We start from the raw sequence: 26,130 nt of genomic DNA on the forward strand, positions 1-26,130 counted from the left end.
CGCCAGTGCGCCCCCTCGAATGCCGACCATGTTGATATCTCAGTGGCCTCAGAAACGAATTGTCCCCTGGACTGCCACACTTCTTGGGCGCTCATAGAAGGCGTAGTAACCCGAGCCAGTACCGCGTGTTACGGTGGATGCGACCGGCAGGCCATTGGCGTAGGAGACTATGGATTCATCGCCCAGGTTTTTTCCAATGACCGCCAGCTCCCAGGTATCGTCATTGCCGCTCAGTGCAATGCGGGCATTCACCTTGGTGTAGGCGTCTTGGCTAAAGCGCGGATCCAGTGATGGCGTGGTCAGGTATTCATCGCTGTAAATCAGGTCCAGAGTATTCACCAGCTTCAAGCCATTGCTGAAGTTGATGGTGTAGTCCACACCCACATTACCCTGGAGTTCGGGGGTGAACTCACGGCGCTGACCAGTCGCATCACAGACACCATCACCGGTTGGTAATACGTTGTCCGGTTGGCCAAAGTAGCATTGCGAGTTGGGGAAATCGGTGTACTCAAAGTCGATATAGGCCATGCCGCCACGCAACATCAGGTTGTCGATAATCGCCCAGCGGCCATCGATTTCTACCCCCTGTACTACCGCCTCGCCAGCATTGGTCACGTTAAAACTCAGGCTGCCATCAAACTGGCTGGTCTGCATGTCTTCAAACTCGGAGCGGAAGGCGGCGATGTTTAATTCCGCCGCGCCATCGGCTAATACCAGTTTTGTGCCCGCTTCAAAGTTTTGAACTTTCTCCTCCTCAAACTCCCAGGTTCCTTCAATGGCTGGATAGACGCCATCCAACTCATTGGGTGCAGCGTTAGCTCTCACGTCAAAACCGCCAGATTTAAAGCCGGTGGTATAACTGAGGTAGAACATATCGCTGCCCCAGAAGTCTTGCTGGAAGGTGATCGATGGCGTAAAGCCTGATTCGTCGCGATCCCCTTTTACTGAGTGGGGGTCGATTTTGAATTGACTCCAAATGATGTTGTAAGGATCAGTCGCGCTGCCTTGCGGAAGGATGGTGCCGGTATTACTCACATGATATTGGGTGCGGCTTGCCTCTTTGGTTTCTGTGGTGTGGCGGGCACCAAAGATGGCGCGAGAAGTATCGGTAAAGTTCCAGGTCAGCTGGGCAAAAATAGCTGCAAGGTCAGTATCCTGCTCAAAGCTGCGGTTGGACGAAGCGCCGCGCAGTAGGTTAGCTGCTCCCGCGCCCAAAATGGGGGTGAAGGCAGTGGCGATAAAACTATCGGTAGGAACCCTTACCGCATCATTAAAATCCATCGAACTGCTTTGGAAAAACAGGCCGCCGATGTAGCTAAAGGTGCCATCTTCCGGTGAGGTGATGCGAATCTCCTGGCTTACCTGGCGGTAATCTTCGTTGGACAAAATATTGAACCCCGAGGCACCGGTAAAATCGCAATCGCAGAGTTCATCGTAGGTGTAGGCGTTATAGCCGGTTACGGCGGTCAGGGTGTGTTCACCCAATTCGCGCTCCACGGTGAGTGTCACGTTTTCGGTGTCGTTGTAGCTGAAATCCCCGTTGGATTGGCGTTTCCAGTCGTGAGTAGTATCGAGTAAATAGGCTCCTTGGGTGAAGAATTGCAGGGCGTTAGCGTAGGGTGTTGCAACCCCTGTTGTGGGGGATGGGATTTCTACGGGCCGCAGCACTTCAATATTGCGCCCCTCGCTATCAAAGGAGCCGTCCTCCAGTTTCAGGGTGATGTCCCAGAGGTCGCTCGGCTGCCATACCAGCGTGGCACGGATTACACGGTTGTCATCGCCTGACTCGTCGCGTCCGAGGGTGGTATTTTCCATAAAGCCATCAATCTGGCTGTCGAGAATCGCAAGTCTGCCACCGACTGTGTCGCTAATAGGGCCTGAGAGAATCAAGCGCAGGTCCTGCTCGCCATGTTCCGGCTCATAGAGGTAGCTCAGCTTGGCCTCATGTTCTGTGCCGGGTTTGGCGGTAGTGATACTGATTGCACCTGCGGTGGAGTTCTTACCAAATAAAATACTCTGTGGGCCGCGCAGAATTTCTACCCGCTCCAAGTCCAAAAACGGCGCACGTGAAAGCTGCGAACGGCCAAAGTGGATGCCATCGACAAACTGGGCTGCTGACTGTTCAAACCCCGGGTTCACGCCGGAGCTGATGCCGCGAATCGCAATATTTGTACCTATGCCTGTCTGGGTCATGTTGAAGCTGGGAATGTAATCAGCCACACGCTCCACACTGGTAATGCCGGCCTCCTCGATTTTTTTACTGGACAGCGCATTCACCGAAATGGGCACATCGCGCAGGCTTTGCGGGCGTTTTTGTGCCGTAACCATGACCTCTTCCAGCGCGGGGCTATCGCTCGGGGCAGGGGTGTCCTGCGCGCTTGCGGGAATGGCTAATTGCGTTGCTATGGCCAGGGCAAGAAGGTTGTATTGATAAGCTTTCACTGGAAGTTCTCCTGCGCTTTTATTGTGAGATCCGATTCGGGGAGATGGGCTGTAATCAAGCGTAATTGATTTGTCTTAATTAATAGCCTAAAGCCGCAAAAATACCAGTTTACTGTTGCTGTTAGTGAGATTTGTAAGCCCCTCGCATGGCAGAAGTGATCCGGTTAGCAAAAAAAGTAAACTGGCCGATCAAGGAAAACGCATATCGTCATATTTATGATCTTGCGCTTGTCGCTCGGGGCGGTTAATGTGCCGCCTCGGAGTCGGCCCGACAGTCGCTCCGGTGTTAACTGATTGGCTCTCTTGAGTGTCGGTTGGTGCATCGGGGAGGAAAGTCCGGGCTCCATAGGGTAGAGCGCCAGGTAACGCCTGGGAGGTGCGAGCCTACGGAAAGTGCAACAGAGAGCAGACCGCCTAAGTGCTCGCAAGGGCAACGGTAAGGGTGAAAGGGTGCGGTAAGAGCGCACCGCGCAACTGGCAACAGGCTGCGGCATGGTAAACCCCGCTCGGAGCAAGACCAAATAGGCCCTCTATGATGCGACCCGTATCGAGGGCGGGTAGGTTGCTCGAGGCCAGTGGTGACACTGGTCCCAGATGAATGACTGTCCACGACAGAACCCGGCTTATCGGCTGACTCCGACTTAATTTCCTGCAATTTGTGATCTTTAGTTTGTGGTTTGTTGTTTTCTTCAAGGTCGATTTAGACCAAATCCTTCTATAAATCCCTGCTTTTTACCGCGAAATAATCGCAAACTTAATGTTTTACATTAGGTTTGCTTGCTATCGCTTTGTTTTATCTATTTTTATTGGTTTTTGCTGTGCTTTCTTTTTGCGCTTTCCCTTCTTGTTCGCCGATTTTTCCTGATTTTTCCCGTGAAATTGCGTGTGTTTTCACGCCAGCTCGCTTGACTTTGACTTGCTCCGATTTATAGTGAGCACCGTGGGGAAAAGTGGGTATTTGTGGTTTTTTGTGGATTTTCTTGGATATCAAACCCGTTAAGTGGTGAAAAGTGGCAACAGGCAGTTACTCCATCAGCATGGACCCTAAGGGTCGCATGGCGATACCAGCGCGCATTCGCGATTCGCTGCTGGCGGCGGGTGCCGGGAGTTTGTGGGTGACTGCTCATATGTACGAGCGCTGCCTGTTGGTTTACACCGAGGCCGAATGGGAGCCTGTGCTGCAAAAAATCCAGGCATTGCCGTCTGGCAATGAGCAAGTACGCAAGATCCAGCGCCGCTTTATGGGCCATGCGGTGAATCTTGAAATGGATGCCAATGGCCGAATCCTGGTTCCCCCCACCCTGCGCGAATTTGCGCATCTGGACAAAAAACTGATGTTGGTCTGCTTGGGTAATAAGTTCGAGCTGTGGAATGAAGACAGCTGGAATGCGCTCATGGATCAGAACATCGACGGCGAAATGTCTGCCGAATTACAAAATCTTTCTTTTTAGGTAACTCCGTGTCTGACGCTCAACACATCACCGTGCTCTTGAACGAGGCGGTAGAGGCACTGGTTACCGATACCTCCGGTTTTTATGTGGACGGCACCTTCGGCCGCGGCGGTCACAGTGGTTTGATCTTGCAGCAGCTCGCCGCCGATGGCCGGTTGTTGGGCATAGATAAAGACTTGGCCGCAATTGCCACTGCCAACCAGCGTTTTGGCGATGACTCACGTTTTGCTATCGCCCATGGTTCTTTCGCGGAATTGGCGGCGCTGGTTGAGGCGCGTGGTATGACAGGCAAGGTTGCCGGTGTGCTGCTGGATTTGGGGGTGTCATCACCGCAATTGGATGAAGCCGAGCGCGGGTTCAGTTTTATGCAGGATGGCCCTTTGGATATGCGCATGGACCAGAGTCGCGGCCAAAGCGCAGCCGACTGGGTTAATAGTGCGGATGAAGATGAAATTATCCGGGTGCTCAAAGAGTTCGGCGAGGAGCGTTTTGCCAAGCGCATGGCGCGCGCGATTATTGCCGAGCGCCAGAAGCAGCCGTTCACCCGCACCAAACACTTGGCAGAGGTTGTGAAAGAGGCCAACCCCGCATGGGAGAAAGGCAAGCACCCCGCAACCCGTGCATTTCAAGCGATTCGAATTCATGTGAATAACGAGTTGGGCGATTTGGAAACGGTGCTGGAACAGGCGCTGACCGTTCTCGCACCGGGCGGGCGCTTGGTGGTAATCAGTTTTCACTCGCTTGAGGATCGTGTTGTAAAGCGTTTTATCCGTCGCCAGGAGCAGGGCGATCCGGTGCCAAAAGGATTGCCGATTCGCGATGACCAGCTCAATAAACGCATGCGCTCACTTGGCAAGGCAATAAAGGCGAGCGATGCGGAAGTGGATGCAAATGTTCGCTCGCGCAGCGCCGTTATGCGTGTGGCAGAAAAATTGTAAAACCAGCCCAACAAGCTCGACCCATTAGTTAAAACCTAACACGCGTTAATTTATTTCCAACACTTGCCAAGGAAACCATGAACAGAAACCTGCCAACACCAAAACCACCAGCGACCAGCGTTTTGCTGATTGTGGCGGTATTGTGGGTGGCAACCTTGGTGTCGGCATTGGGTGTGGTGGCAACTACCCAGGTTGTGCGCCGCGATGTGAACACCTTGGAAACCCTGCGCCGTGAAGCTGCCCAGCTACAGGTTCAGTGGGGGCAGTACCTGTTGGAGCAGAGCACGTGGGCTGCTTATAGTCGCGTGGAAAATGCGGCGATTTCTGAATTGAATATGATGGCCCCGACACCCGAAGAAATCGTCATGATTTCAGGTGATCGCATTATTAATGCCGGTGATCAGCTGCATGCACCCGCGGCAGGTGGCCAATGAGTCGCTCATCTGCTTTTGAGCCGCGCCGCGCCCGGCCACCGGTCAAGCCGGATCACAAACCATTAAAAGTAGCGCGCTGGCGTTTTTACAGCGTTGGCTTGGTATTGGCGCTATTAGTGGTTGTGCTGGTCGTGCATGTGGCCAGCTTGCAAGTCCTACCTAATGCCGATAAAGGCTATGAATTCCTGCAGGATCAAGGCGAGTCGCGCACCCTGCGCACGGAAGTGATTCCCGCCTATCGCGGTGTGATTACCGACCGCAACGGCTCACCCCTGGCGGTAAGCACGCCCGTATCTACGCTCTGGGCCAATCCCAAGGTGTTATCCCAGGCACCACACCGCATTGCCGATTTGGCGCAAGCGCTGAATGCCAACAAGGCTGAGTTGGAGTCGCGGCTTGCGCGTTATGCCAATAAAGAATTTATGTACCTGCAGCGCCAAATGTCCCCCGAAGCCGCGCAAGCGGTGTTGTCGCTCGATATTCCCGGCGTCTACGAGCAGATTGAATATCACCGTTATTACCCGGCAGCCGATGTGGCCGCGCATTTGGTTGGCATGACTGATGTGGATGATCGCGGACAAGAAGGTATGGAGCTGGCTTACGATGCCTGGCTCACTGGTGAGAATGGCGCAAAAGAAGTGCTGAAGGATTTGCGTGGTCGCACGGTTAAAGAGTTGCGCTTGGTGCGCGCAGCGCGCTCTGGTCAAAACCTGACATTGAGTATCGATTTGCGTTTGCAGTATCTGGCCCATCGCGAATTGAAAAAAGCGGTTGAGTCCAGCAGTGCGGTTGCGGGTTCTATTGTTATCCTCGATGTGCTAACCGGTGAAGTATTGGCTATTTCCAACTGGCCCAGTTACAACCCCAACGACCGCAGTCGTGCCCGCGGCGATGGTCTGCGCAATCGCGCTATCACGGATTTGTATGAGCCAGGCTCTACAGTAAAACCCTGGGTGGTATTGGCCGCGCTCGATAGTGGTAAATTCAAACCCGAAGATATTATCGACACCAACCCCGGTTATTTCATGGTGGGCAGCAAGCCGATCAAAGATCACCGCAATTACGGTGCGATGGATCTGGCCATGGCGATTGCCAAATCCAGCAACATTGCCATGACAAAAATTTCTTTTGCGCTGGATACCAATACCGTGCGCGATATGTTTGCGCGCTTGGGCGCGGCGCAACCTGTTGGCACCGGTTTTCCGGGGGAAGGCACCGGCAATGTGCCCGTGCTTAAGCCACTGCAGCGCATTGAGCGCGCCAATATTTCTTACGGCTATGCAATGACCATGACCCCGCTGCAAGTCGTGCAGGCATATGGGGTAATCGCCTCGGGAGGTGTTAAGCGTCCGGTATCTTTACTGCGTGTAGATAACCCGCCTGTCGGCGAGCGTGTGATCGATAAAAAATATACCGATCAAGTGACTCAAATGCTTAAGCGAGTAGTAACGGCGGAAGGTACCGGCTCCAGAGCAAAAGCAATTTCCTATTCGGTTGCCGGAAAAACGGGTACTGCGTACAAAGCTGTAAACGGGCGCTACTCCACCAAACAAATTGCCTCTTTTATCGGTATGGCTCCTGCAGATAACCCGCGCATAGTGGCGATGGTGATTGTTGATGAACCGCAAGGTTCGGGCATTTATGCCAACGGTGGATGGGTTGCGGCGCCGGCGTTTTCCAAGGTGGCGGAAGATGCGCTGCGGATGTTGCAAGTACCGCCCGATAATATTTATCAACACGATGAAAAAGTTGTTGATAAATCAGCTTCAAAAACTGAACCCGCCAAAGCGGTACAGCGCGAAAAATCGCAAACCAAAGTTGTGGCGAATGAGAGGTCAGCAACATGATGACTACTCACAACACGCCCATAACCATGACCTTACAAGAGTTGTTGCCCGCCATACCACTGGAAAGCAATGCGGCGCAAATCAAGGTCAATAATTTGTGCCTGGATACCCGCCAGTTAGCGGCAGGTGCTGCTTTTATTGCGTTGGTGGGGACTAAAGTTGACGGGCGCAATTTTATCGCCAAAGCGATTGAAGCGGGCGCCAGCGCAATTTTGGTTGAGGCAGATAAAAATTGGCAGAGCATTGCCTGGTTGGGCAAAGTGCCGGTGATTGCTATCGAAAATCTTGCAGCGCAAGTCAGTGCTTTAGCGGCGATTTTTTTCGGCAATCCCAGCAAAAAAATTCCAGTGATCGGAATCACCGGAACTAATGGCAAAACCACGTGCAGTTTGCTGGCTGCACAGTTGCTTGCAAAGTTGCAACAAAAATCAGCGGTAATTGGCACCATCGGTTATGGTTTATTGGATGCACAGGCAGTTGCGCCTATATCCCAGCAGCTGGGCGCGTTACAAAACACAGGTTTAACCACGCCCGATCCTATCGCCATGCAGCGTATTTTGGCTGAGCTGGTGGAGCAGGGTGCAACCGCTATTGCGATAGAGGCTTCCTCGCATAGCCTTGAGCAAAAACGCATTGCCAGTGTAAATATTCGCACTGCCATTTTTACCAATCTCACCCAGGATCATTTGGATTATCACGGCGATTTAATACGCTACGGTAATGCCAAGGCGCAATTATTAAATGCACCGGGTCTACAGACTGCCATCCTCAATGCCGATGATGCTTGGGCAAAAAGTTTGCTCGCCAAAATGCCGGCTGGCGTGACGCCACTGACTTTTTCTACGCAGGGTGATTCGGTTGAAAATCCGGCTGATATTTACGCCAAAAATATTCAGCTAAATCCTTTTGGGGTAAGCGCCACTCTCATTACACCTTGGGGCACTGCAGATATTCATTCGCCGCTGTTGGGTGAATTTAATCTCAGTAATTTATTGGCTGTGATTGCCGCGGTTGCGGTGCAAGGTTTTCCATTGAATGCGGTGGTGGCCGAGCTGCCGGAATTGTTGCCAGCGCCGGGCCGCATGCAACAGGTGGTGGTTGATCAGCAAGCACAACAAATTCAAGTCATTGTGGATTACGCCCACACCCCCGATGCGTTGGAAAATACCCTCAGCGCAATTCATCAACATCGGCCCGGAAATATCTGGACTGTCTTTGGTTGTGGTGGCGATCGCGATAAAACCAAGCGCCCGCAAATGGGCACAATCGCCGAGCGTTTGAGCGATTACGTGATAGTGACTAACGATAATCCACGCTCGGAAGATCCCTCGGTCATTGCTGGAGAAATCCTGCGCGGTATGAATCGCCCCAGTGGTTGTCTGGTGATTGCAGACCGCGCCCAGGCAATTGATTTTGCCGTGCAGCAAGCCAAGGCGGGCGACATAGTATTAATCGCCGGTAAGGGGCATGAGGATTACCAGATCTTTGCCAACCAAACCCTGCCGTTTAGCGATACCAAACAAGCGCGTATTGCGTTGCAAAAACGCATCGCCAAATCTGAAAACGACACAGCGTCACAAGGGGCTAGCTCATGATCAAGCCTCTGAATCTCCAGTGGGTTGAAGAATTTATAGCGGCAAATCAGCCGCTGCGTGCGGTGAGTGCAAAATGCCATCAGGGCAATGCCGAGTTCACAGCGGTGAGTACTGATTCGCGTCATTTAAATGCCGGTGAATTATTTGTTGCATTGCGTGGCGAGCGTTTCGACGCGCACGATTTTATTCAGGATGCGGTTGCTAAAAATCCCTGCGCCTTGGTGGTGGAGCGGTTTTTCCCGGACATCAATTTACCGCAATTGGTAGTGAGTGATTCGCTGCTGGCGCTTGGTCAGATTGCAGCACTCAATCGCAGTTTATTTACCGGCCCGGTTATAGCCATTACCGGCAGCAGTGGCAAAACCACAGTTAAAACCCTGCTGGCCTGCATCCTCGCCGAGTGTGGCTCCACTCACGCGACCAAAGGTAATTTTAATAATCACATCGGTGTGCCCCTGACCTTATTGCAGTTGGAAGCACATCACCAATATGCCGTTATTGAAATGGGCGCGAGTGGCCCGGGTGAAATTGAATATCTCTGCTCCTTAGCCAAGCCTGACGTGACCATGATTAACAATGTCATGGCTGCGCACATCCAAGGCTTTGGCTCATTGCAAGGCGTTGCGCGCGCTAAAGGTGAAATTTACGCCGCACTTCCCGCAGCCGGTGTCGCCGTGGTGAATATGGATGATCGCTTCGTGTCTGACTGGTTGGCCGCTTTAACTAATCGTCGCGTGCTGCGTGTGTCATTTAAAGAGACCGGTGCCGATTGTTTTGCGCAGGACATTCAAACCAGTGCCAATAGTTTGGAATTTTCCATCAACCTGCATGGCCAGGTGATGCAGGTGAGCCTCAATGCGCAAGGCGAACATAATATTCGCAATGCCTTAATGGCCGCAGCTTGCGCCTCTGCAGTGGGGGCAGATTTACAAAGCATTAAACAGGGGCTGGCCAACTTTGCGCCTGTTGCTGGTCGCATGAGTCGTCATATCGGCATCAATCAAGCGGCCATTATTGATGATAGCTACAACGCTAACCCCGGCTCAGTGCGCGCAGCTATTGATGTGCTTGCACAAAAAAAGAATAGCATTTTGGTGTTGGGCGATTTGGGTGAACTGGGGCCAGAAGCGCCGCAGTTACACACAGAGCTGGGTGAATATGCGCGCGCAAAAAAATTGAGTCATTTATTTACGGTAGGCAAGCTCAGTGAAAATGCAAGCCAAGCATTTGGCGCGGGTGCGCAACATTTTGCAGACAAAGTCGCCTTGGTTGCGCATTTAAAATCCATTGCCAATAACCACACCACTATTTTAATAAAAGGTTCGCGCAGTTCAGCCATGGACACAGTTGTACGCGAGCTTTGCACTTCGGCAGGAGATCATCACTAATGCTGTACTGGCTGGCAGAATACCTACAAGAATACCTGCGTAGTTTTGCAGTATTTCAATACCTGACTGTACGCGCCATATTGGGTGTGCTTACCGCGTTAGGTATTTCGTTATTGCTTGGCCCTTGGTTCATTCGGCGGTTAACTGAATTGCGTATTGGCCAATCGGTACGCAATGATGGCCCCCAATCACACCTGAGTAAATCAGGCACACCCACCATGGGTGGCGCGCTGATTTTGTCCGCCATTTTTATCAGTACCTTGCTGTGGGCAAACTTGTCCAACCGCTATGTGTGGGTGGTGCTGATTGTCACTGCTATTTTTGGTGCAGTAGGTTGGGTGGATGACTATCGCAAAGTGGCCAAACGCGACTCGCGCGGTTTGCCTGCGCGCTGGAAATATTTTTGGCAGTCCATTGCCGGTTTTGGCGCGGCGACCTTTTTGTATTACACCGCACAAACTCCGGCTGAAACGCAGTTATTTATTCCCTTCTTTAAAAACGTCGCTATCGATTTGGGCATTTTTTACATTGTATTCACTTACTTTGTCATTGTGGGTACTAGCAATGCGGTGAACCTTACCGATGGTTTGGATGGCTTGGCAATTATGCCGAGTGTGATGGTCGCCGGCGCCTTGGCACTGATTGCTTATCTGGCCGGCCATTCCCAATTCTCCCAATATTTGCAAATTGCTTACATTGCTGGTGCCGGTGAATTGGCAATTTTTTGTTGTGCGTTAGTAGGTGCAGGTCTCGGATTTTTATGGTTCAACACATATCCCGCACAAGTTTTTATGGGCGATGTAGGCGCGCTCGCTCTGGGAGCTGCATTGGGATTAATTGCGGTGATTGTGCGTCACGAAATTGTACTTTTTATTATGGGCGGCATTTTTGTCCTGGAGACTGTATCGGTAATTCTGCAAGTCGCCTCATTCAAATTAACGGGGCGCCGCATTTTCCGCATGGCACCTATTCACCATCACTTTGAATTAAAAGGCTGGCCGGAGCCGCGTGTAATTGTGCGTTTTTGGATTATTACGTTGGTATTGGTGTTGATCGGCCTTGCGACCTTAAAGCTGCGCTAGATTTTTTAAACCCAAAGACAAATTCTGCAGACGAGAGAAAATACTGTGACTCAAATGATTGCCACCAGTAAAGTGAAAGCGGTTATCGGCACCGGTATTACCGGCTTGTCGGTTGCACGCTTTTTGGCGGCACAACAACAGGCATTTGTGTTGCTGGATACACGTGCTGCACCGCCTAATCTTGAGCAAGTTAAAAAAGAATTTCCTGGTGTCACTGTCGAATGCGGTGAGTTAAACCCACAGACCTTGCTCGCCTGCGATGAAATAATTGTAAGCCCCGGTGTTGCCGTTGCTACACCTGCCATTGCCCAGGCACAAGCTGCCGGCATTTCCGTAGTGGGCGATATCGAATTATTTTCGCGTTATGCCAGAGCGCCGATTGTGGCAATTACCGGTTCCAACGCTAAAAGTACAGTGACTAGCTTGGTGGGCGAAATGGCAAAAACTGCTGGCATTCGCGTGGCTGTTGGCGGCAATTTGGGAACGCCGGCACTGGAATTGCTAGATGACCAGGTTGAACTTTATGTAATGGAACTTTCCAGTTTTCAATTGGAAACGGTGACTAAGCTCAACGCCAAGGTGGCGACTATTTTAAATATCAGCGCGGATCATCTTGATCGTTACGACAACATGCGCGCTTATATTCTGGCCAAGCTGCGGGTTTATTTTGGTGCTGAAAATATTGTGGTCAATCGCAATGACGTATTGACTCAACCGCCGTTAGCGGCCGGTGTTAAGCCTGTTTATTTTGGCGGCCGTGCTGATTTTGGCAGCTTTGGTTTATTGTCGCGTGACGGTGTTGAGTTTCTCGCCAAGAATCTCACACCCTTGATGCCGGCAGCCGAATTAAAAATTCGCGGTCGCCACAATATCGATAATGCTCTGGCTGCTCTGGCCTTGGGTGATGCAGCAGGCATTCCGCTGGATGCGATGGTGGCAACCTTAAAAAACTTTTCCGGGTTGCGTCATCGCTGTGAATTTGTTGCTGAGAAAAATGCTGTGGAGTTTTACAACGATTCCAAAGGCACCAATATAGGCGCAACCCTTGCCGCCATTTCCGGCTTGGCGCGCAATCCGCAACAGTTAATCGTGATTCTGGGTGGCGAAGGCAAGGGGCAAGATTTTGCCGAGTTAACGTCTGCGCTCGCCGCCGCAAATTGTCGTGCGGTATTAATCGGGCGCGATGCACCGCTTATCGAACAGGCAATCGCGAGCACTGTTGCTGTATCTCTCGCCGGCTCAATGCAGGATGCCGTCAATAAAGCGTTCGCGCTCGCCCATCCAGGTGATGCAATTCTTTTGTCGCCTGCCTGTGCCAGTTTTGACATGTTCAAAAACTATGAAGATCGCGGCGAAAAGTTCTGCCTCGCGGTGCGGGAGTTATGTCAATCATGATGACTTCCGCCACCCTGGTTAGATCAGTGCCACTGAGTCAGCGTATCGATTGGCCACTCTTGTGTTTGTGGTTGGCGCTGATGTCTGTGGGGCTTGTCATGGTGGCATCGGCCTCTGTTTCTTTTGCTGCATTAACTTATAACGATGCCTGGTTTTTTGCCAAACGCCATGCGGTTTATATGTTGATGGGGATGTGTTTGGCGGCATTTGTTGTCTGTGTACCAATGAGTGTTTGGCAAAAATATGCAGGGCATTTTTTGTTGCTGACTATTTTCCTGTTAGTTATTGTTCTTATCCCGGGGATTGGAAAGAAGGTTAACGGGAGTCAGCGCTGGTTCAGTCTTGGTGTTATATCTATTCAGGTTTCAGAAATTGCCAAATTTTGTGCGGTAGTTTTTTTTGCCAGCTTTTTTGCGCGCCGCTATCAGGAGTTACATTTTGGGTGGCAGGGTTTTTTAAAACCTTTGATGGTTGTTGGTGTGTTTGTTGGTTTGTTACTGCTTGAACCCGACTTTGGTAGCTCGGTGGTATTAAGTGCAACCGTATTTGCCATGATGTTTATCGCCGGCGTAAGAATGCTGCACTTTTTATTGCTTATTGTGATTGGTGTTGGCGGGCTTGCTGCGGTTGCCGTTTTGTCTCCCTATCGCATGCAGCGTTTAATTACTTTTCTTGACCCCTGGGCCGATCAATTTAATACCGGTTATCAGTTAACTCAATCGCTTATTGGGTTTGGGCGTGGTGAATGGTTTGGGTTGGGCTTGGGTAATAGTTTGCAGAAACTATTCTTTTTGCCTGAGGCGCACACTGATTTTATTTTTGCCATTATCGCCGAAGAATTTGGTTTGGTAGGTGCAGTAGCACTGCTGGGTTTGTTTGCTGCATTGATACTGCGCATTTTTAATGTGGCCAAACAAAATCTTGCCGCCGGAAAAATGTTTGCTGCCTTGGCGACTTTTGGTATAGCGATTTTGTTTTCGTTCCAAGTATTTATCAATATGGGCGTTTCTTCCGGGTTATTGCCGACCAAAGGTTTGACGCTGCCATTTATCAGTTATGGCGGAAGTAGTTTGTTAATGTGCTGTGTACTGATGGCTTTTGTGATGCGTGTGCAATGGGAGCTGGCGGGTTATGTGCCCGAAGTGCCCGAGCCGGCTAAGGTGCCGCGCACTCGTTTGATGGAGGCCAGTGTATGACACACAAACCGTTACAAGTGTTGGTAATGGCCGGCGGAACCGGAGGCCATGTTTTCCCCGCACTCGCGGTAGCCGAGGAGTTGCGTGCACGCGGTGCGAGCATTCATTGGTTGGGCACTGCGCGCGGAATTGAAACTCGCCTGGTGCCTGAAGCAAATATTCCTCTGCATTTTATTAGTGTGGAAGGCGTGCGCGGTCGCGGTGTAATAGGCTTGCTTAAAGCACCTTTTTTAATTGCTTATGCACTCATTCAATCCTTGCAAATTATTCGCCGCTTGCAGCCCGATGTGGTTATTGGTTTTGGTGGTTTTGCTTCTGGCCCTGGTGGTGCAGCAGCAGTAATCGCAGGTGTTCCATTAATTATTCACGAACAAAATGCAGTGGCGGGAACAACGAATCGAATTCTCGCAAAAATTGCACGCCGTGTGCTGGCTGCATTTCCCCATGCGTTTGTTGGTCGCAGTGAGTTACAAACACAAGTAGTTGGCAACCCTGTGCGTCAACAAATCCAGAATTTGGAAGTGCCATCAGTTCGCTACCAAAGGCGAATTGAACAGCAGGCACCGCTGCGTTTGTTGGTTGTGGGCGGAAGCTTGGGAGCTAAAGCCATTAACGAATTGGTACCCAAAGCACTGGCTGATTTACCCGCAAATCTGCGCCCTGAAGTTCGTCATCAAACCGGGAAAAATCACGCCGAAGCAACCATAGCACTCTATATGCAACATCAGGTTAACGCCAAAGTCGATGCGTTTATCGATGACATGGCTGCGGTTTATGCCTGGGCCGATGTAGTGATTTGCCGCGCTGGTGCACTTACTGTTTCGGAATTGATGATGGCAGGTGTTGCGTCGATTTTAATTCCCTTGCCTTCGGCGATTGATGATCACCAGACATTTAATGCAAAAAATTTAACCGATGCCGGTGCCGGTATTGCTTTGGTACAAAAAGATTTAACCGCAGCAAAATTAGCTGCATTACTGTTAACCGAATTAGCTGATCGCCAACATTTGAAATCTATGGCGGAGAAAGCGCGGCAGTTGGCCAAGCCAAATTCTGCGCGCGAAGTAGCTGATATTTGTGAGGAGGTAGCCCGTGGATAATTCTGCGCAGAAGTCCATAGGTCAGTTTTGTGTGCCGGAAATGCGGCGTATTCGCCGTATTCATTTCATTGGCATTGGTGGTGCGGGCATGAGCGGGATTGCCGAGGTATTGCTCAATCAGGGTTATGAAATATCGGGTTCTGATATAAAAGCATCAAATGTTACCGAGCGATTAAAAAGTAAGGGCGCTGTTATTTATATTGGCCATGCGGCAGAAAACGTGCAGGGCGCCGATGTAGTGGTAAATTCCAGCGCGGTTAATAGCCAAAATCCAGAGATTCAAGGGGCGCGTGAGTTGCGTATCCCCATCGTTCGTCGCGCAGAAATGCTCGCTGAGTTAATGCGTTATCGCCACGGTATCGCGGTGGCTGGTACTCACGGAAAAACGACAACAACCAGTTTGCTGGCGTCTGTGCTGGCGGCGGCAAAACTGGACCCTACATTTATTATTGGTGGTTTGGTAAATAGCACTGGCACTAATGCACAGCTGGGTGCCAGTCGCTATTTGGTTGCAGAAGCTGATGAAAGTGATGCGTCCTTTTTACATTTGCAACCCATGGTATCGATTGTTACCAATATCGATGCAGACCACATGGAGACTTACGGTGGCGATTTTTCCAAACTGAAAAAAACGTTCATCGAGTTTCTGCATAACTTACCCTTTTATGGTTTGGCTGTGCTCTGTGCTGATGATCCGGTTATTCGCGAAATTATCCCCGAAGTAGCCCGCCCGATTCTCACTTACGGTTTTGACGAGCACTGTGATTTCCGCGCGATTAACATTCGCCAGAATAAAATGCATTCTGAATTTGATGTGATTCGTCCCGGGCATGAAAAACCATTACATATCCGCATCAATATTCCGGGCATCCACAATGTGCTCAATGCAACTGCAGTGATTGCTGTTGCTACCGACGAAGGAATTAATGACGAAGCAATTCAACAAGGCTTGGAAAATTTTCAGGGTGTAGGCCGTCGCTTCCAGGTTTACGGCAATTTTCCAGTGGGCGATGGCGATGCCATGTTGGTGGACGATTATGGGCATCACCCGCGTGAAGTTGCTGCAGTGATTAAAGCAGTGCGCGACGGTTGGCCTGATCGACGTCTGGTGATGATATATCAGCCGCATCGCTACACCCGAACCCGTGACCTGTATGAGGATTTTGTAGAGGTTCTCTCCACGGTAGATGCACTGATCTTGTTAGAAGTTTATAGCGCTGGTGAAGATGCTATTCCCGGTGCGGACAGTCGTCATCTGTGTCGCAGTGTGCGTGCACGTGGCGTTATTGAGCCAATTTTTGTTGAAACGGTCGATGGTGTGCCCGCGATAGTGAAAGATCTGGTGCGTGCCGGCGACATAGTAATTACTCAAGGCGCCGGTAATGTCGGTGTCCTTTCCCCTGAATTAGCAAAACGACAATTGCGGTAGAGGTTTTAAAGTCATGCAAGCAGTCAAGCTGCCTATTGATGAGGCGCTAAAAAAACAAATTGGCCGTGTGGGTGTTTTATATGGCGGCCTCTCCGCTGAGCGGGAAATATCGCTGCAAAGTGGCGCTGCGGTTTTAGCGGCACTGACTGATGCGGGTATTGAACATGTGGCGATAGATGTTGGGCATAACGTTATTGCGGATATTCAGTCGGCGAATATTGATCGTGCATTTTTAATTCTGCACGGCCCGGGTGGTGAAGATGGCCGTATTCAGGCGCTGCTTGAGTTTTTAAATATTCCTTACACTGGTAGCGATGTTCAATCTTCTGCTCTGGCCATGGATAAATTGCGCACCAAACAACTGTGGCGTGGGGTTGATATTAATGGCAAACAAGGTTTGCCAACACCTGAATTTGCAGTCTTGGATAAGCATTCAAATTTTGCTGAAGTACTCGCCCATTTGGGCGGTGAAGTCATGGTTAAGCCGGCCAATGAAGGTTCCAGTATTGGAATGTCGCGCGTGAACTCTGCAGAAGAACTGGAAATTGCATTTAACAAAGCAGCTCAATACCAAGGGCGTGTATTGGTAGAGCGTTTGATTGTGGGGGGCGAATATACCGTTGCTATTTTGGATGGTGAGGCGCTGCCTCCTATCAAACTGGAAACTGATCATAGCTTTTATGATTTCAATGCAAAATATATCGCGGAGGACACGCGTTATTTATGTCCTTGTGGATTGCCACCAGAAAAAGAACAGGAGCTGAAAACGCTCGCACTGAATGCATTTAACGCTGTTGGTTGCCGCGGCTGGGGGCGAGTCGATGTGATGGCTGATCAACAGCAAAATTTTTATTTGTTGGAGGTTAATACCGCACCGGGCATGACAAGTCACAGTTTGGTGCCAATGGCAGCTAAAGCAGTTGGTTTGTCGTTTGCAGAGTTGGTGGTAACCATTTTGGGTGCAAGCGTAAAGGCGAAAGCTTAATTATATGCGCGATTTCAAGGGTGTTCGGGAGCGTATAGAGCCGCGTTTTGGTAATGCGCAGCCAGAGGGGGAAAGTGTGCCGCTTCGTTCCCGTCGTTCGACAGTTGAGCGAGTGGATGCCCCGGGTGCTGTGGAAGTTGCTGCGCCTAAGTCGCGAGTTATTCGTGATGTGTTATTGGAATCGTCTGAAGCGGCGGGGGTACAGAATGATTTTGCGCCTCGCTCTGCTCGCGTGTCGCGACGCGAGCAAGGTTATGCAAAAGCATCGCCGCAGACGCGCGAAAGTGCTCGTCGGCCAACGGCAGCAAAACGGTCTTGGCGATGGAATTTTTCCTGGCTCAATCGGCGTTTTGCCTCTGTGGTTTTTGTAATGCTTCTGGCGGGCGGGCTTTATTGGATAAGTGAGCCACTGGCAAAGGTATTTGAGCGCCCAATCAAAAGCGTTGTTGTGGAAGGTGAATTCAATCTCATCACCAAAGCCCGGGCAACAGAATTGATTGGCAACGAAATTGATGGCGATTTTTTGCAGCTCAACTTAATGCGTTTAAAAGAGGCTTTGTTGGTTGACCCCTGGGTGGAAAAGGTTACGTTGAATCGTCGCTGGCCCGACACCTTGGTGGTAAAAATTACCGAGCAAAAACCGATTGCCCGCTGGGGAGATGGTTTTCTAAATCAGCGGGGAGAGATCGTCCGCGTTGAAGATGCAACCAAACTTTCCGGTCTTCCTTGGTTGCAGGGAAATGAAGCAGATGCGATTGAAATTTTGCAGCAATATCAGGATTTATCCCAAATTTTGCGGTCGCGTGGCTTGGAAGTTTTAGCGTTAAAGTGTGATAACAAAAAATCATGGCGATTAACGATAAAAAATCACGTAGAAATCGCGCTTGGACGCGATCAAGTGATGGAAAAAATACGTAGATTTGTTACTGTATACGACACAAAATTAAATACTGTATGGGCTGATGTAAAAGCGATTGATCTACGGTATAGCAATGGGGTCGCAGTGCGTTGGGTTGCTGATTCAGAGATGGCAAAAAAATATATAAAAAGCCAAGCTCAAGATGGTGTTGCTGTTCCGGCAACAAAAGTTTTACCCCAAGTTAATTGATAATGAATATCGCCAGTTGTATTGAAATTGGCTTACTACTGGCAAATGAGGTTGGTTGAATGGCACATGTTAGCGACAACAAAATGATCGTAGGCTTGGATATTGGTACATCCAAGGTTGTAGCTATTGTTGGTGCTATTACTCCTGAAGGCCAGTTGGAAATTGTTGGTATCGGCTCGCATCGTTCAACCGGGCTGAAAAAAGGTGTGGTAGTTAATATTGAATCCACGGTGTTATCGATTCAGCGCGCGATTGAAGAAGCGGAGCTGATGGCCGGCTGTCAGATTCATTCGGTTTATGCCGGTATTGCTGGCAGCCATATCCGTAGCCTGAACTCACATGGAATTGTGGCGATTCGCGACCGTGAAGTTTTTTCCCAGGATCTGGAGCGCGTTATCGATGCGGCGCAAGCTGTCGCCATACCTGCGGATCAAAAAATCCTGCACATTCTGCCGCAAGAGTTTCTTATCGATGATCAGGATGGCGTAAAAGAACCCTTGGGCATGTCTGGCGTTCGCCTGGAGGCTAAGGTTCACTTGGTTACCTGTGCGGTAAATGCTGCGCAAAATATTGAAAAATGTATTCGTCGCTGTGGTTTGGAAGTCGAAGACATCATTCTGGAGCAATTAGCATCTAGTTATTCGGTGTTGACTGACGATGAAAAAGAGTTGGGTGTTTGTGTCGTTGATATTGGTGGTGGCACTACAGATATAGCGATTTTTAAAGAGGGAGCTATTCGTCACACCGGTGTCATTCCCATCGCGGGGGATCAGGTAACAAACGATATTGCTATGGCATTGCGTACCCCTACGCCCAATGCTGAAGAGATCAAAATTAAGTACGCCTGTGCCTTGGCAAAACTCACCAGCCCGGATGAGACCATTAAAGTGCCAAGCGTTGGTGATCGTCAGCCCAGGGATTTATCCCGCCAAGCATTGGCTGAAGTGGTTGAGCCGCGCTATGACGAATTGTTTACCCTCGTTCAAGCTGAGCTGCGCCGCAGTGGTTATGAAGATTTATTAGCTGCCGGCATTGTTCTTACCGGTGGCACTTCAAAAATGGAAGGTGTTATCGAGTTGGCTGAGGAAATTTTCCACATGCCAGTACGCTTGGGAGCGCCGCAGAATATTCGGGGTTTGTCCGACATAGTTAATAACCCTATTTATTCTACGGGTGTTGGCTTGCTGATTTACGCCATGAAACAACAGCACAGCCAGGGGCGTTCGTCGCCTGCCGCTAAAGAATCACAAGGTTCGCTGTTTAGTAAAATTAAAAAGATTTTCCAAAGTAATTTTTAATCGTTACGCATAAACCAAATTATTTTTTCACAGATTGAGTCAAGGGAAACAAAGGGGTGTGGCCATGTTTGAATTAGTAGATAACCTGCATCAAAACGCAGTAATTAAAGTCATCGGCGTTGGTGGCGGTGGCGGAAATGCTGTTAAACATATGATCGCCAGCAAGATCGAAGGCGTTGAATTTATTTGTGCTAATACCGACTCGCAAGCATTGAAAGACATTGATGCTCGCACCGTATTGCAGCTGGGTAATTCCATGACTAAAGGTCTGGGAGCTGGCGCCAATCCGGAAATTGGTCGTCAGGCAGCAATGGAAGATCGCGAGCGTATCGCTGAGGTATTGCGCGGTGCCGATATGGTATTTATCGCGGCGGGAATGGGCGGTGGTACTGGCACAGGCGCTGCGCCGGTTGTTGCTGAAGTGGCGCGCGATTTAGGTATCTTAACCGTTGCGGTAGTTACCAAGCCTTTCCCTTTCGAAGGCCGCAAGCGCATGGTCATTGCCGATGCAGGTATTAAGGAGTTGGGTGAGCGTGTTGATTCTCTGATTACCATTCCCAATGAAAAGCTTTTATCAGTACTGGGCAAGTCCACCAGTTTGCTTGATGCTTTTAAGGCGGCAAACAATGTATTGCTTGGTGCAGTGCAGGGGATTGCTGATCTTATTATTCGCCCGGGTATGATCAACGTTGACTTCGCAGATGTGCGTACCGTTATGTCCGAAATGGGTATGGCAATGATGGGTACTGGTCGCGCAACGGGTGAAAACCGTGCTCGCGAAGCAGCTGAAGCCGCAATTCGCAGTCCCTTGTTGGAAGATGTAAATCTACAAGGCGCACGTGGTATTTTGGTAAACATTACTGCGGGCATCGACCTTTCTTTGGGGGAGTACTCCGAAGTTGGCAGCATTATCGAAGAATTTGCATCTGGTGATGCAACAGTAGTGGTAGGTACCGTTATTGATCCGGAACTCACTAACGAACTGCGCGTCACTGTGGTGGCAACTGGTTTGGGGGTTGCTGCTCCAGCTCAGGCTAAAGAAATTAAGCCGGCACCAACCAAGGTCGTCGACAATACTCGTCGTGCAGCACCACCTGCGGATTATGCAGCGCTGGATCGTCCTGCGCACCTGCGTGCCAATGCGCATTCTGCTGGTGCGGCGGCACTGGCTGCACCGCTGGGTGATAAAGAGCTTGAGTACCTTGATATTCCGGCTTTTTTGCGTCGTCAGGCAGATTAATTAAACTCTGGCTATAGCGGGGATTGTCAGCTTTAACTGGTTGATATTCCCTCGGGTTGGTAGCATATCTGGCATTGGTGGGGGGTAAGTTAACCCCAATCGTTCAATCACCGTATGAATTATGCCGACCCGGTAGAGGTAGACCGATGATCAAACAGCGGACACTTAAGAACTCTGTGCGAACAACAGGGGTGGGTTTGCATACAGGGGATAAAATCCACCTGACACTCAAGCCTGCTCCAGTTGACCACGGAATTGTGTTTCGTAGGGTGGACTTGAATCCCCCGGTAGAAATTAAGGCAAGTGCTCACAACGTGGGCGAAACAACCTTATCCACCTGTCTGATTAAAGATGGCGTCAGGGTGTCAACCGTAGAGCACCTGATGTCAGCGATGGCGGGTATGGGTATTGATAATGCAGTTGTAGAATTAACGGGGCCAGAAATCCCTATCATGGATGGCAGCGCCGGTCCCTTTGTGTTCCTGATTCAATCTGCCGGCGTACAGGAACAGAATGGCCCTAAAAAATTCGTGCGTATCAAAAAAGAGGTTACATTGAAGGACGGCGATAAATTCGCTACTTTCGTTCCTTTTGATGGTTTTAAAGTCTCTTTTTCCATAGAGTTTGATCACCCAGTATTTAAAGATCGCAGGCCGCAAACGGAGCTGGATTTTTCCAGCTCAAGCTTTGTAAAAGATATCAGTCGGGCCCGTACTTTTGGCTTCATGCATGAGATCGAATATTTACGCTCCAAAGGCTTGGCTCGTGGCGGAAGCATGGATAACGCTATTGTTGTTGATCAGTACCGCATATTAAATGAAGAGGGTTTGCGGTTTGAGGATGAGTTTGTAAAACATAAAGTCCTTGATGCAATTGGCGATCTTTATATGCTGGGCAACAGCCTGATCTGTGAGTACAAGGCGCATAAATCAGGGCACTCGCTTAATAATCGTGCTCTGCGATTGTTGCTTGACCATCCTGATGCTTGGGAGATTGTGACTTTTGATCAACAGCAGGGTGTACCAATCCGGTTTATTGAGCCAGTGTTAGCGGCCTGATCGCAAACCCAAAAGGGCGTGTTCAAAATGTGAACATGCCCTGATTTTATGCTTGTTAAAGACTTCCCTTCTGTGCCATATTTCCTGCTCGCGCTGTTTCAAGCGCGCTGCAAGGAATCTTCGCGCCTCTTAATTTCCTCTGAAAATGGCGCAACTCTTTGATCTGAAAGCGAATTTTGCTGTGCAGATTCGTGTGCAGGAAGCTCTGGGCGGATAGCTCCCGCCAAAGCTGTTTCTTAGTTCAATATGAATCCAAGGTGATTTGGCAGATATATTTCTCTGCAAGAAATTATTTTTTTAATAAAAATTCGATTAGTAAATGAAGATTATCATCGTCAATAAAAATCATGCGCAAGCACGCAGTTTCACCCTTGGTGGGTGGACTCGCGCGTTTTTGTCTGTGTGTTTATTGGGGATTCCCACGTTTGTTGGCGCTTGGGGCTATAGCTGGCTGGTATCAGGAGACAAAGACGGCTTCTTTTCATCAGACACAAAAGCCTGGACTGATATTCTTTCTGCTCACGAAACTGAAATAGAGCAGGAGCGTGCCGCCTCAGAAGCGCAAATTGCGGCACTAACTAGCAAAATGGCTGAACTTCAGGCGCGACTGATGCGACTGGATGCCTTGGGGGAGCGACTCACCTCTGCTGCCAATCTTGAGCAAGGCGAATTCGACTTTGGCCAGATTCCTGCGGTGGGCGGACCATCCAAGGTAACACCTAATCAGCTTTATCAAACCCCCGACTTTTTTGCTGCAATAGATCAGCTATCTGGTCAGATTGATAGCCGAGAGCAACAGCTCAACACTATCGAATCATTGTTAGCTAATCGCAGTTTGTTGGAAGAGACTTTAGTGTCTGGCGCGCCGGTTGCGAATGCTTGGATGACGTCACGATTCGGTTACCGAAAGGATCCCTTTACGGGTAAAACAGAGTTCCATTCAGGGTTGGATTTTGCCGCCCCCACGGGTAGTAAAGTTAGTAGCGTTGCCGCTGGAATTGTAAATTGGGCCGGCCGCCATCCCGAATATGGCAACATGGTGGAAGTTAAGCATAGCGATGGTCTTGTCACGCGCTATGCCCACAATAAATCAAACCTCGTAAAGGCTGGCGATGTCGTCAAAAAAGGGCAGATAATTGCTCTTTCTGGCTCAACCGGCCGCTCGACCGCACCACATGTTCATTTTGAAGTGTATAAAAATGGACGCGTAGTAGATCCAGCATCTTACATCCGCCATACCACTCGTTAGTTTTTTCCTACCCTGCTGACAGCACATTCCCTGCTTGCTTTAGTCGGCGCCTTCCTATTTACTTGCCAGCATTTTTTCCGTATTGGCCGGGATAATCTGTCCACTTTCAATGCTGCGCAAATTGTATTCAAGTTGTTAGTTTTTTACGGTATCCATCATGATCGGTAAGTTAATAAAAGCAGTTTTTGGTTCAAAAAATGAGCGCGAGTTGAAGCGCATGAGCAAAGTAGTGCAGCGCATTAATGCACTTGAGCCTGAGATACAAAAGCTCAGTGATGAGCAATTAAAAGCCAAAACAACAGAATTCCGCGACCGCTACAGTAAGGGCGAATCTTTGGATCAGTTGCTGCCAGAAGCATTTGCTGTAGTACGTGAAGCAAGTAGCCGTGTATTGGGGATGCGTCATTTCGATGTGCAAATGATTGGTGGTATGACGCTGCACGAAGGTCGAATTGCAGAGATGCGTACCGGTGAAGGTAAAACCCTGGTGTCTACGTTACCAAGCTACCTTCATGCTCTTGCAGGAAAGGGTGTGCATATTGTTACAGTCAATGATTATCTGGCCAGTCGTGATGCTAACTGGATGATGCCTTTATATGAATTTTTGGGTATGACTGTTGGTGTCATTCAGTCTATGCAGCCAGCGGTAGTAAAGCGTGCGGCATACGCTGCCGATGTTACTTATGGGACTAACAATGAATATGGGTTCGATTATCTTCGCGACAATATGGCGTTGAGCAAACGCGATAAAGTACAGCGTCCATTAAATTTTGCGGTTATCGATGAAGTTGACTCGATCCTTATCGATGAGGCCCGTACTCCACTGATCATTTCAGGTGCTGCCGAAAATAGTTCTGAGCTCTATAAGCGCATGAATCAGTTGGTGCTCAAATTAAAGCGCCAAGTTGATAATGGCGAAGATGGCGATCGTCGCGTTATTTCCGAGCCTGGCGATTTTACGGTTGATGAAAAATCCCGCCAGGTAGAGCTGACTGAAGATGGTCATCAGCACGTAGAAGATTTGCTTATTAGAGCGGGTTTATTGCAACCCGATCAAAATCTCTATGCAGCTAACAACTTGGCGCTCTTACACCATGTTAATTCCGCGCTGCGCGCTCATGCACTTTTCCATTTGGATGTTGAATATATAGTGCAGGAAGGTCAGGTTGTTTTAATTGACGAACATACCGGCCGCACTATGCCTGGGCGTCGTTTGTCTGAAGGTTTGCATCAAGCAATTGAAGCAAAAGAGGGCGTTGCGATTCAAAGTGAAAGCCAAACATTGGCTTCCACGACTTTTCAAAACTATTTCCGTCTATATCCAACGCTTTCCGGTATGACAGGTACTGCGGATACGGAAGCCTATGAATTTCGTGAAATCTACGGATTGGATGTTGTAGTAATCCCAACTAATAGGACGATTCAGCGTTTGGATATGAACGACAAAGTTTATTTGTCGCTGGAAGAAAAATATCAGGCCATCGTTGAGGACATTAAAGCATTCCAATCCAAAAATGCACCTATTTTGGTAGGGACTGCATCGATTGAAACCTCGGAAGAAATGTCGCGGCGTTTGACTAAAGCAGGCATTAAGCATCAGGTACTCAATGCTAAATTCCACGCCCAAGAAGCGGAAATCATTGCTCAAGCCGGGCGCCCTGGCGCAGTAACTATTGCAACCAATATGGCTGGTCGTGGTACCGATATCGTTCTGGGTGGGCGCTGGGAGTCTGATGTTGCCAAGTTGGAGAATCCGACACCGGAACAAATCGAGGCTATTAAAGCCGATTGGAAGCAGCGTCATGAAACCGTATTGGCAGCCGGTGGTTTACATATTATCGGCACCGAGCGTCACGAATCGCGCCGTATCGATAATCAGCTTCGCGGACGCGCAGGACGTCAAGGAGATCCGGGTTTAACTCGTTTCTATTTATCCCTTGAAGATAACCTGATGCGCATTTTTGCTTCAGAGCGTGTGCGCAATTTCATGCAAGCGTTGGGCATGGAAAAAGGAGAGGCGATTGAGCATCGTATGGTGAACAACGCAATTGAAAAGGCACAGCGCAAAGTGGAAGGGCGCAACTTTGATATCCGTAAACAATTGCTCGAATTTGATGACGTTGCCAACGATCAGCGTCAGATTATTTATCATCAGCGCAACGAACTGTTGGATGCTGACTCTATTCGCGACACCATTACTGCTATTCGTGGCGAGGTAGTTGAGGATCTGGTTAATGGGTTTATCCCGCCACAATCCATTGAGGATCAGTGGGATATTGCTGGTCTTGAAAAACAAATCGAAATGGATTTTGGTTTACATTTGCCCATCTCTAAATGGCTAGAAGAAGATAATCGTCTACACGAAGAAACCTTGCGTAAGAAAATTCTTGATGAGGTGCAAGGTGCCTATGACGCCAAGTGCGAGCGAGTTGGCGACATCATGTTGGAAATTGAAAAACAGGTGATGCTGCAGGTGTTGGACAATGCGTGGAAAGATCACCTTGCCACTATGGATCATCTTCGTCAGGGTATTAATTTGCGTTCTTACGCTCAGAAAAACCCCAAGCAGGAATATAAGCGTGAGTCCTTTGAATTATTTCAAAGTTTGTTGATGACTGTTAAGCGTGAAACCATTTACTTGATGGCACGTGTAGAACCAATTTCGCGCGAGCAAATGGAGGAAATGGAAAATCAGCGCCGCGAAGAGTTGGCGCGACAAAAAATGCAGCTTCGTCACGATGAACTTTCCGGCTTGGGTGAGCCTAGCGAGCCACAGGCACCACGCACTCCTGCAACTGTTGTTAGAGAGGGGCGAAAAGTTGGTCGCAATGATCCTTGCCCCTGTGGTTCAGGGAAAAAATTTAAAAGCTGCCATGGTGCGCTTGAATAAAGTTA

At 49.5% G+C, this 26,130-nt stretch carries 19 protein-coding genes and 1 other RNA gene; 19 read left to right on the forward strand and 1 reads right to left on the reverse strand.

The window, feature by feature from the left end; all coding sequences use genetic code 11:
• Positions 1-48: 48 nt before the first annotated feature.
• Positions 49-2,442: a TonB-dependent receptor gene (locus ACFODX_RS00210; RefSeq protein WP_378114858.1), complete on the reverse strand. Its 2,394-nt coding sequence runs from the start codon at positions 2,440-2,442 to the stop codon at positions 49-51.
• Between the two features lie 259 nt (positions 2,443-2,701).
• Here ACFODX_RS00210 and rnpB point away from each other — a divergent pair.
• The 19 genes from rnpB to secA all read left to right on the forward strand — a co-directional run bounded on the left by rnpB (position 2,702) and on the right by secA (position 26,125).
• Positions 2,702-3,084, forward strand: an RNA gene (gene rnpB, locus ACFODX_RS00215) — RNase P RNA component class A.
• Between the two features lie 368 nt (positions 3,085-3,452).
• On the forward strand, positions 3,453-3,893 hold the full coding sequence (mraZ, locus tag ACFODX_RS00220; RefSeq protein ID WP_324258071.1) for a division/cell wall cluster transcriptional repressor MraZ: 441 nt from the start codon (positions 3,453-3,455) through the stop codon (positions 3,891-3,893).
• Positions 3,894-3,901: 8 nt separating this feature from the next.
• A complete protein-coding gene (gene rsmH / locus ACFODX_RS00225; RefSeq protein ID WP_378114860.1) occupies positions 3,902-4,831 on the forward strand; it encodes a 16S rRNA (cytosine(1402)-N(4))-methyltransferase RsmH in 930 nt (309 codons plus the stop codon).
• A 77-nt stretch (positions 4,832-4,908) separates the two neighbouring features.
• Complete coding sequence (gene ftsL, locus ACFODX_RS00230; RefSeq protein ID WP_378114862.1) at positions 4,909-5,265, forward strand: cell division protein FtsL; 357 nt, start codon at positions 4,909-4,911, stop codon at positions 5,263-5,265.
• Positions 5,262-7,112 carry a peptidoglycan D,D-transpeptidase FtsI family protein gene (locus ACFODX_RS00235; RefSeq protein WP_378114864.1) on the forward strand — a complete coding sequence of 617 codons (1,851 nt, stop codon included), beginning with the start codon at positions 5,262-5,264 and terminating at the stop codon, positions 7,110-7,112. The genes ftsL and ACFODX_RS00235 overlap by 4 nt, the downstream gene beginning before the upstream one ends.
• Positions 7,109-8,707, forward strand: a complete 1,599-nt coding sequence (locus tag ACFODX_RS00240; RefSeq protein WP_378114866.1) for a UDP-N-acetylmuramoyl-L-alanyl-D-glutamate--2,6-diaminopimelate ligase — start codon at positions 7,109-7,111, stop codon at positions 8,705-8,707. Before ACFODX_RS00235 ends, ACFODX_RS00240 begins: the two co-directional genes overlap by 4 nt.
• Positions 8,704-10,095: a UDP-N-acetylmuramoyl-tripeptide--D-alanyl-D-alanine ligase gene (locus tag ACFODX_RS00245; RefSeq protein ID WP_378114868.1), complete on the forward strand. Its 1,392-nt coding sequence runs from the start codon at positions 8,704-8,706 to the stop codon at positions 10,093-10,095. Before ACFODX_RS00240 ends, ACFODX_RS00245 begins: the two co-directional genes overlap by 4 nt.
• On the forward strand, positions 10,095-11,177 hold the full coding sequence (mraY, locus tag ACFODX_RS00250; RefSeq protein WP_324258065.1) for a phospho-N-acetylmuramoyl-pentapeptide-transferase: 1,083 nt from the start codon (positions 10,095-10,097) through the stop codon (positions 11,175-11,177). Before ACFODX_RS00245 ends, mraY begins: the two co-directional genes overlap by 1 nt.
• Positions 11,178-11,231: 54 nt before the next feature.
• A complete protein-coding gene (murD, locus tag ACFODX_RS00255; RefSeq protein WP_378115494.1) occupies positions 11,232-12,572 on the forward strand; it encodes a UDP-N-acetylmuramoyl-L-alanine--D-glutamate ligase in 1,341 nt (446 codons plus the stop codon).
• Positions 12,572-13,768 carry a putative lipid II flippase FtsW gene (gene ftsW / locus ACFODX_RS00260; protein ID WP_378115496.1) on the forward strand — a complete coding sequence of 399 codons (1,197 nt, stop codon included), beginning with the start codon at positions 12,572-12,574 and terminating at the stop codon, positions 13,766-13,768. The genes murD and ftsW overlap by 1 nt, the downstream gene beginning before the upstream one ends.
• Complete coding sequence (murG, locus tag ACFODX_RS00265; RefSeq protein ID WP_378114871.1) at positions 13,765-14,868, forward strand: undecaprenyldiphospho-muramoylpentapeptide beta-N-acetylglucosaminyltransferase; 1,104 nt, start codon at positions 13,765-13,767, stop codon at positions 14,866-14,868. Before ftsW ends, murG begins: the two co-directional genes overlap by 4 nt.
• Positions 14,869-14,908: 40 nt before the next feature.
• On the forward strand, positions 14,909-16,297 hold the full coding sequence (gene murC, locus ACFODX_RS00270) for a UDP-N-acetylmuramate--L-alanine ligase (RefSeq protein WP_378115498.1): 1,389 nt from the start codon (positions 14,909-14,911) through the stop codon (positions 16,295-16,297).
• Between the two features lie 13 nt (positions 16,298-16,310).
• Positions 16,311-17,282: a D-alanine--D-alanine ligase gene (locus tag ACFODX_RS00275; RefSeq protein ID WP_378114873.1), complete on the forward strand. Its 972-nt coding sequence runs from the start codon at positions 16,311-16,313 to the stop codon at positions 17,280-17,282.
• A 130-nt stretch (positions 17,283-17,412) separates the two neighbouring features.
• Positions 17,413-18,390 (forward strand): cell division protein FtsQ/DivIB, encoded by a 978-nt coding sequence (locus tag ACFODX_RS00280; protein ID WP_378114875.1) that lies wholly within the window; start codon positions 17,413-17,415, stop codon positions 18,388-18,390.
• Positions 18,391-18,449: 59 nt separating this feature from the next.
• Positions 18,450-19,688, forward strand: a complete 1,239-nt coding sequence (gene ftsA, locus ACFODX_RS00285; RefSeq protein WP_324258061.1) for a cell division protein FtsA — start codon at positions 18,450-18,452, stop codon at positions 19,686-19,688.
• A gap of 64 nt (positions 19,689-19,752) precedes the next feature.
• Entirely contained in the window at positions 19,753-20,928 is a 1,176-nt protein-coding gene (gene ftsZ / locus ACFODX_RS00290) for a cell division protein FtsZ (RefSeq protein WP_378114877.1), read from the forward strand.
• 146 nt (positions 20,929-21,074) lie between these two features.
• Positions 21,075-21,986: a UDP-3-O-acyl-N-acetylglucosamine deacetylase gene (gene lpxC / locus ACFODX_RS00295; RefSeq protein ID WP_378114879.1), complete on the forward strand. Its 912-nt coding sequence runs from the start codon at positions 21,075-21,077 to the stop codon at positions 21,984-21,986.
• Between the two features lie 319 nt (positions 21,987-22,305).
• Positions 22,306-23,235: a M23 family metallopeptidase gene (locus tag ACFODX_RS00300; RefSeq protein WP_378114881.1), complete on the forward strand. Its 930-nt coding sequence runs from the start codon at positions 22,306-22,308 to the stop codon at positions 23,233-23,235.
• Positions 23,236-23,392: 157 nt separating this feature from the next.
• Positions 23,393-26,125 (forward strand): preprotein translocase subunit SecA, encoded by a 2,733-nt coding sequence (secA, locus tag ACFODX_RS00305; RefSeq protein ID WP_378114883.1) that lies wholly within the window; start codon positions 23,393-23,395, stop codon positions 26,123-26,125.
• The last annotated feature ends 5 nt before the right edge of the window (positions 26,126-26,130 follow it).

It is taken from the genome of Cellvibrio fontiphilus (genome assembly GCF_042646205.1).
Taxonomy (GTDB): Bacteria; Pseudomonadota; Gammaproteobacteria; order Pseudomonadales; family Cellvibrionaceae; genus Cellvibrio; species Cellvibrio fontiphilus_A.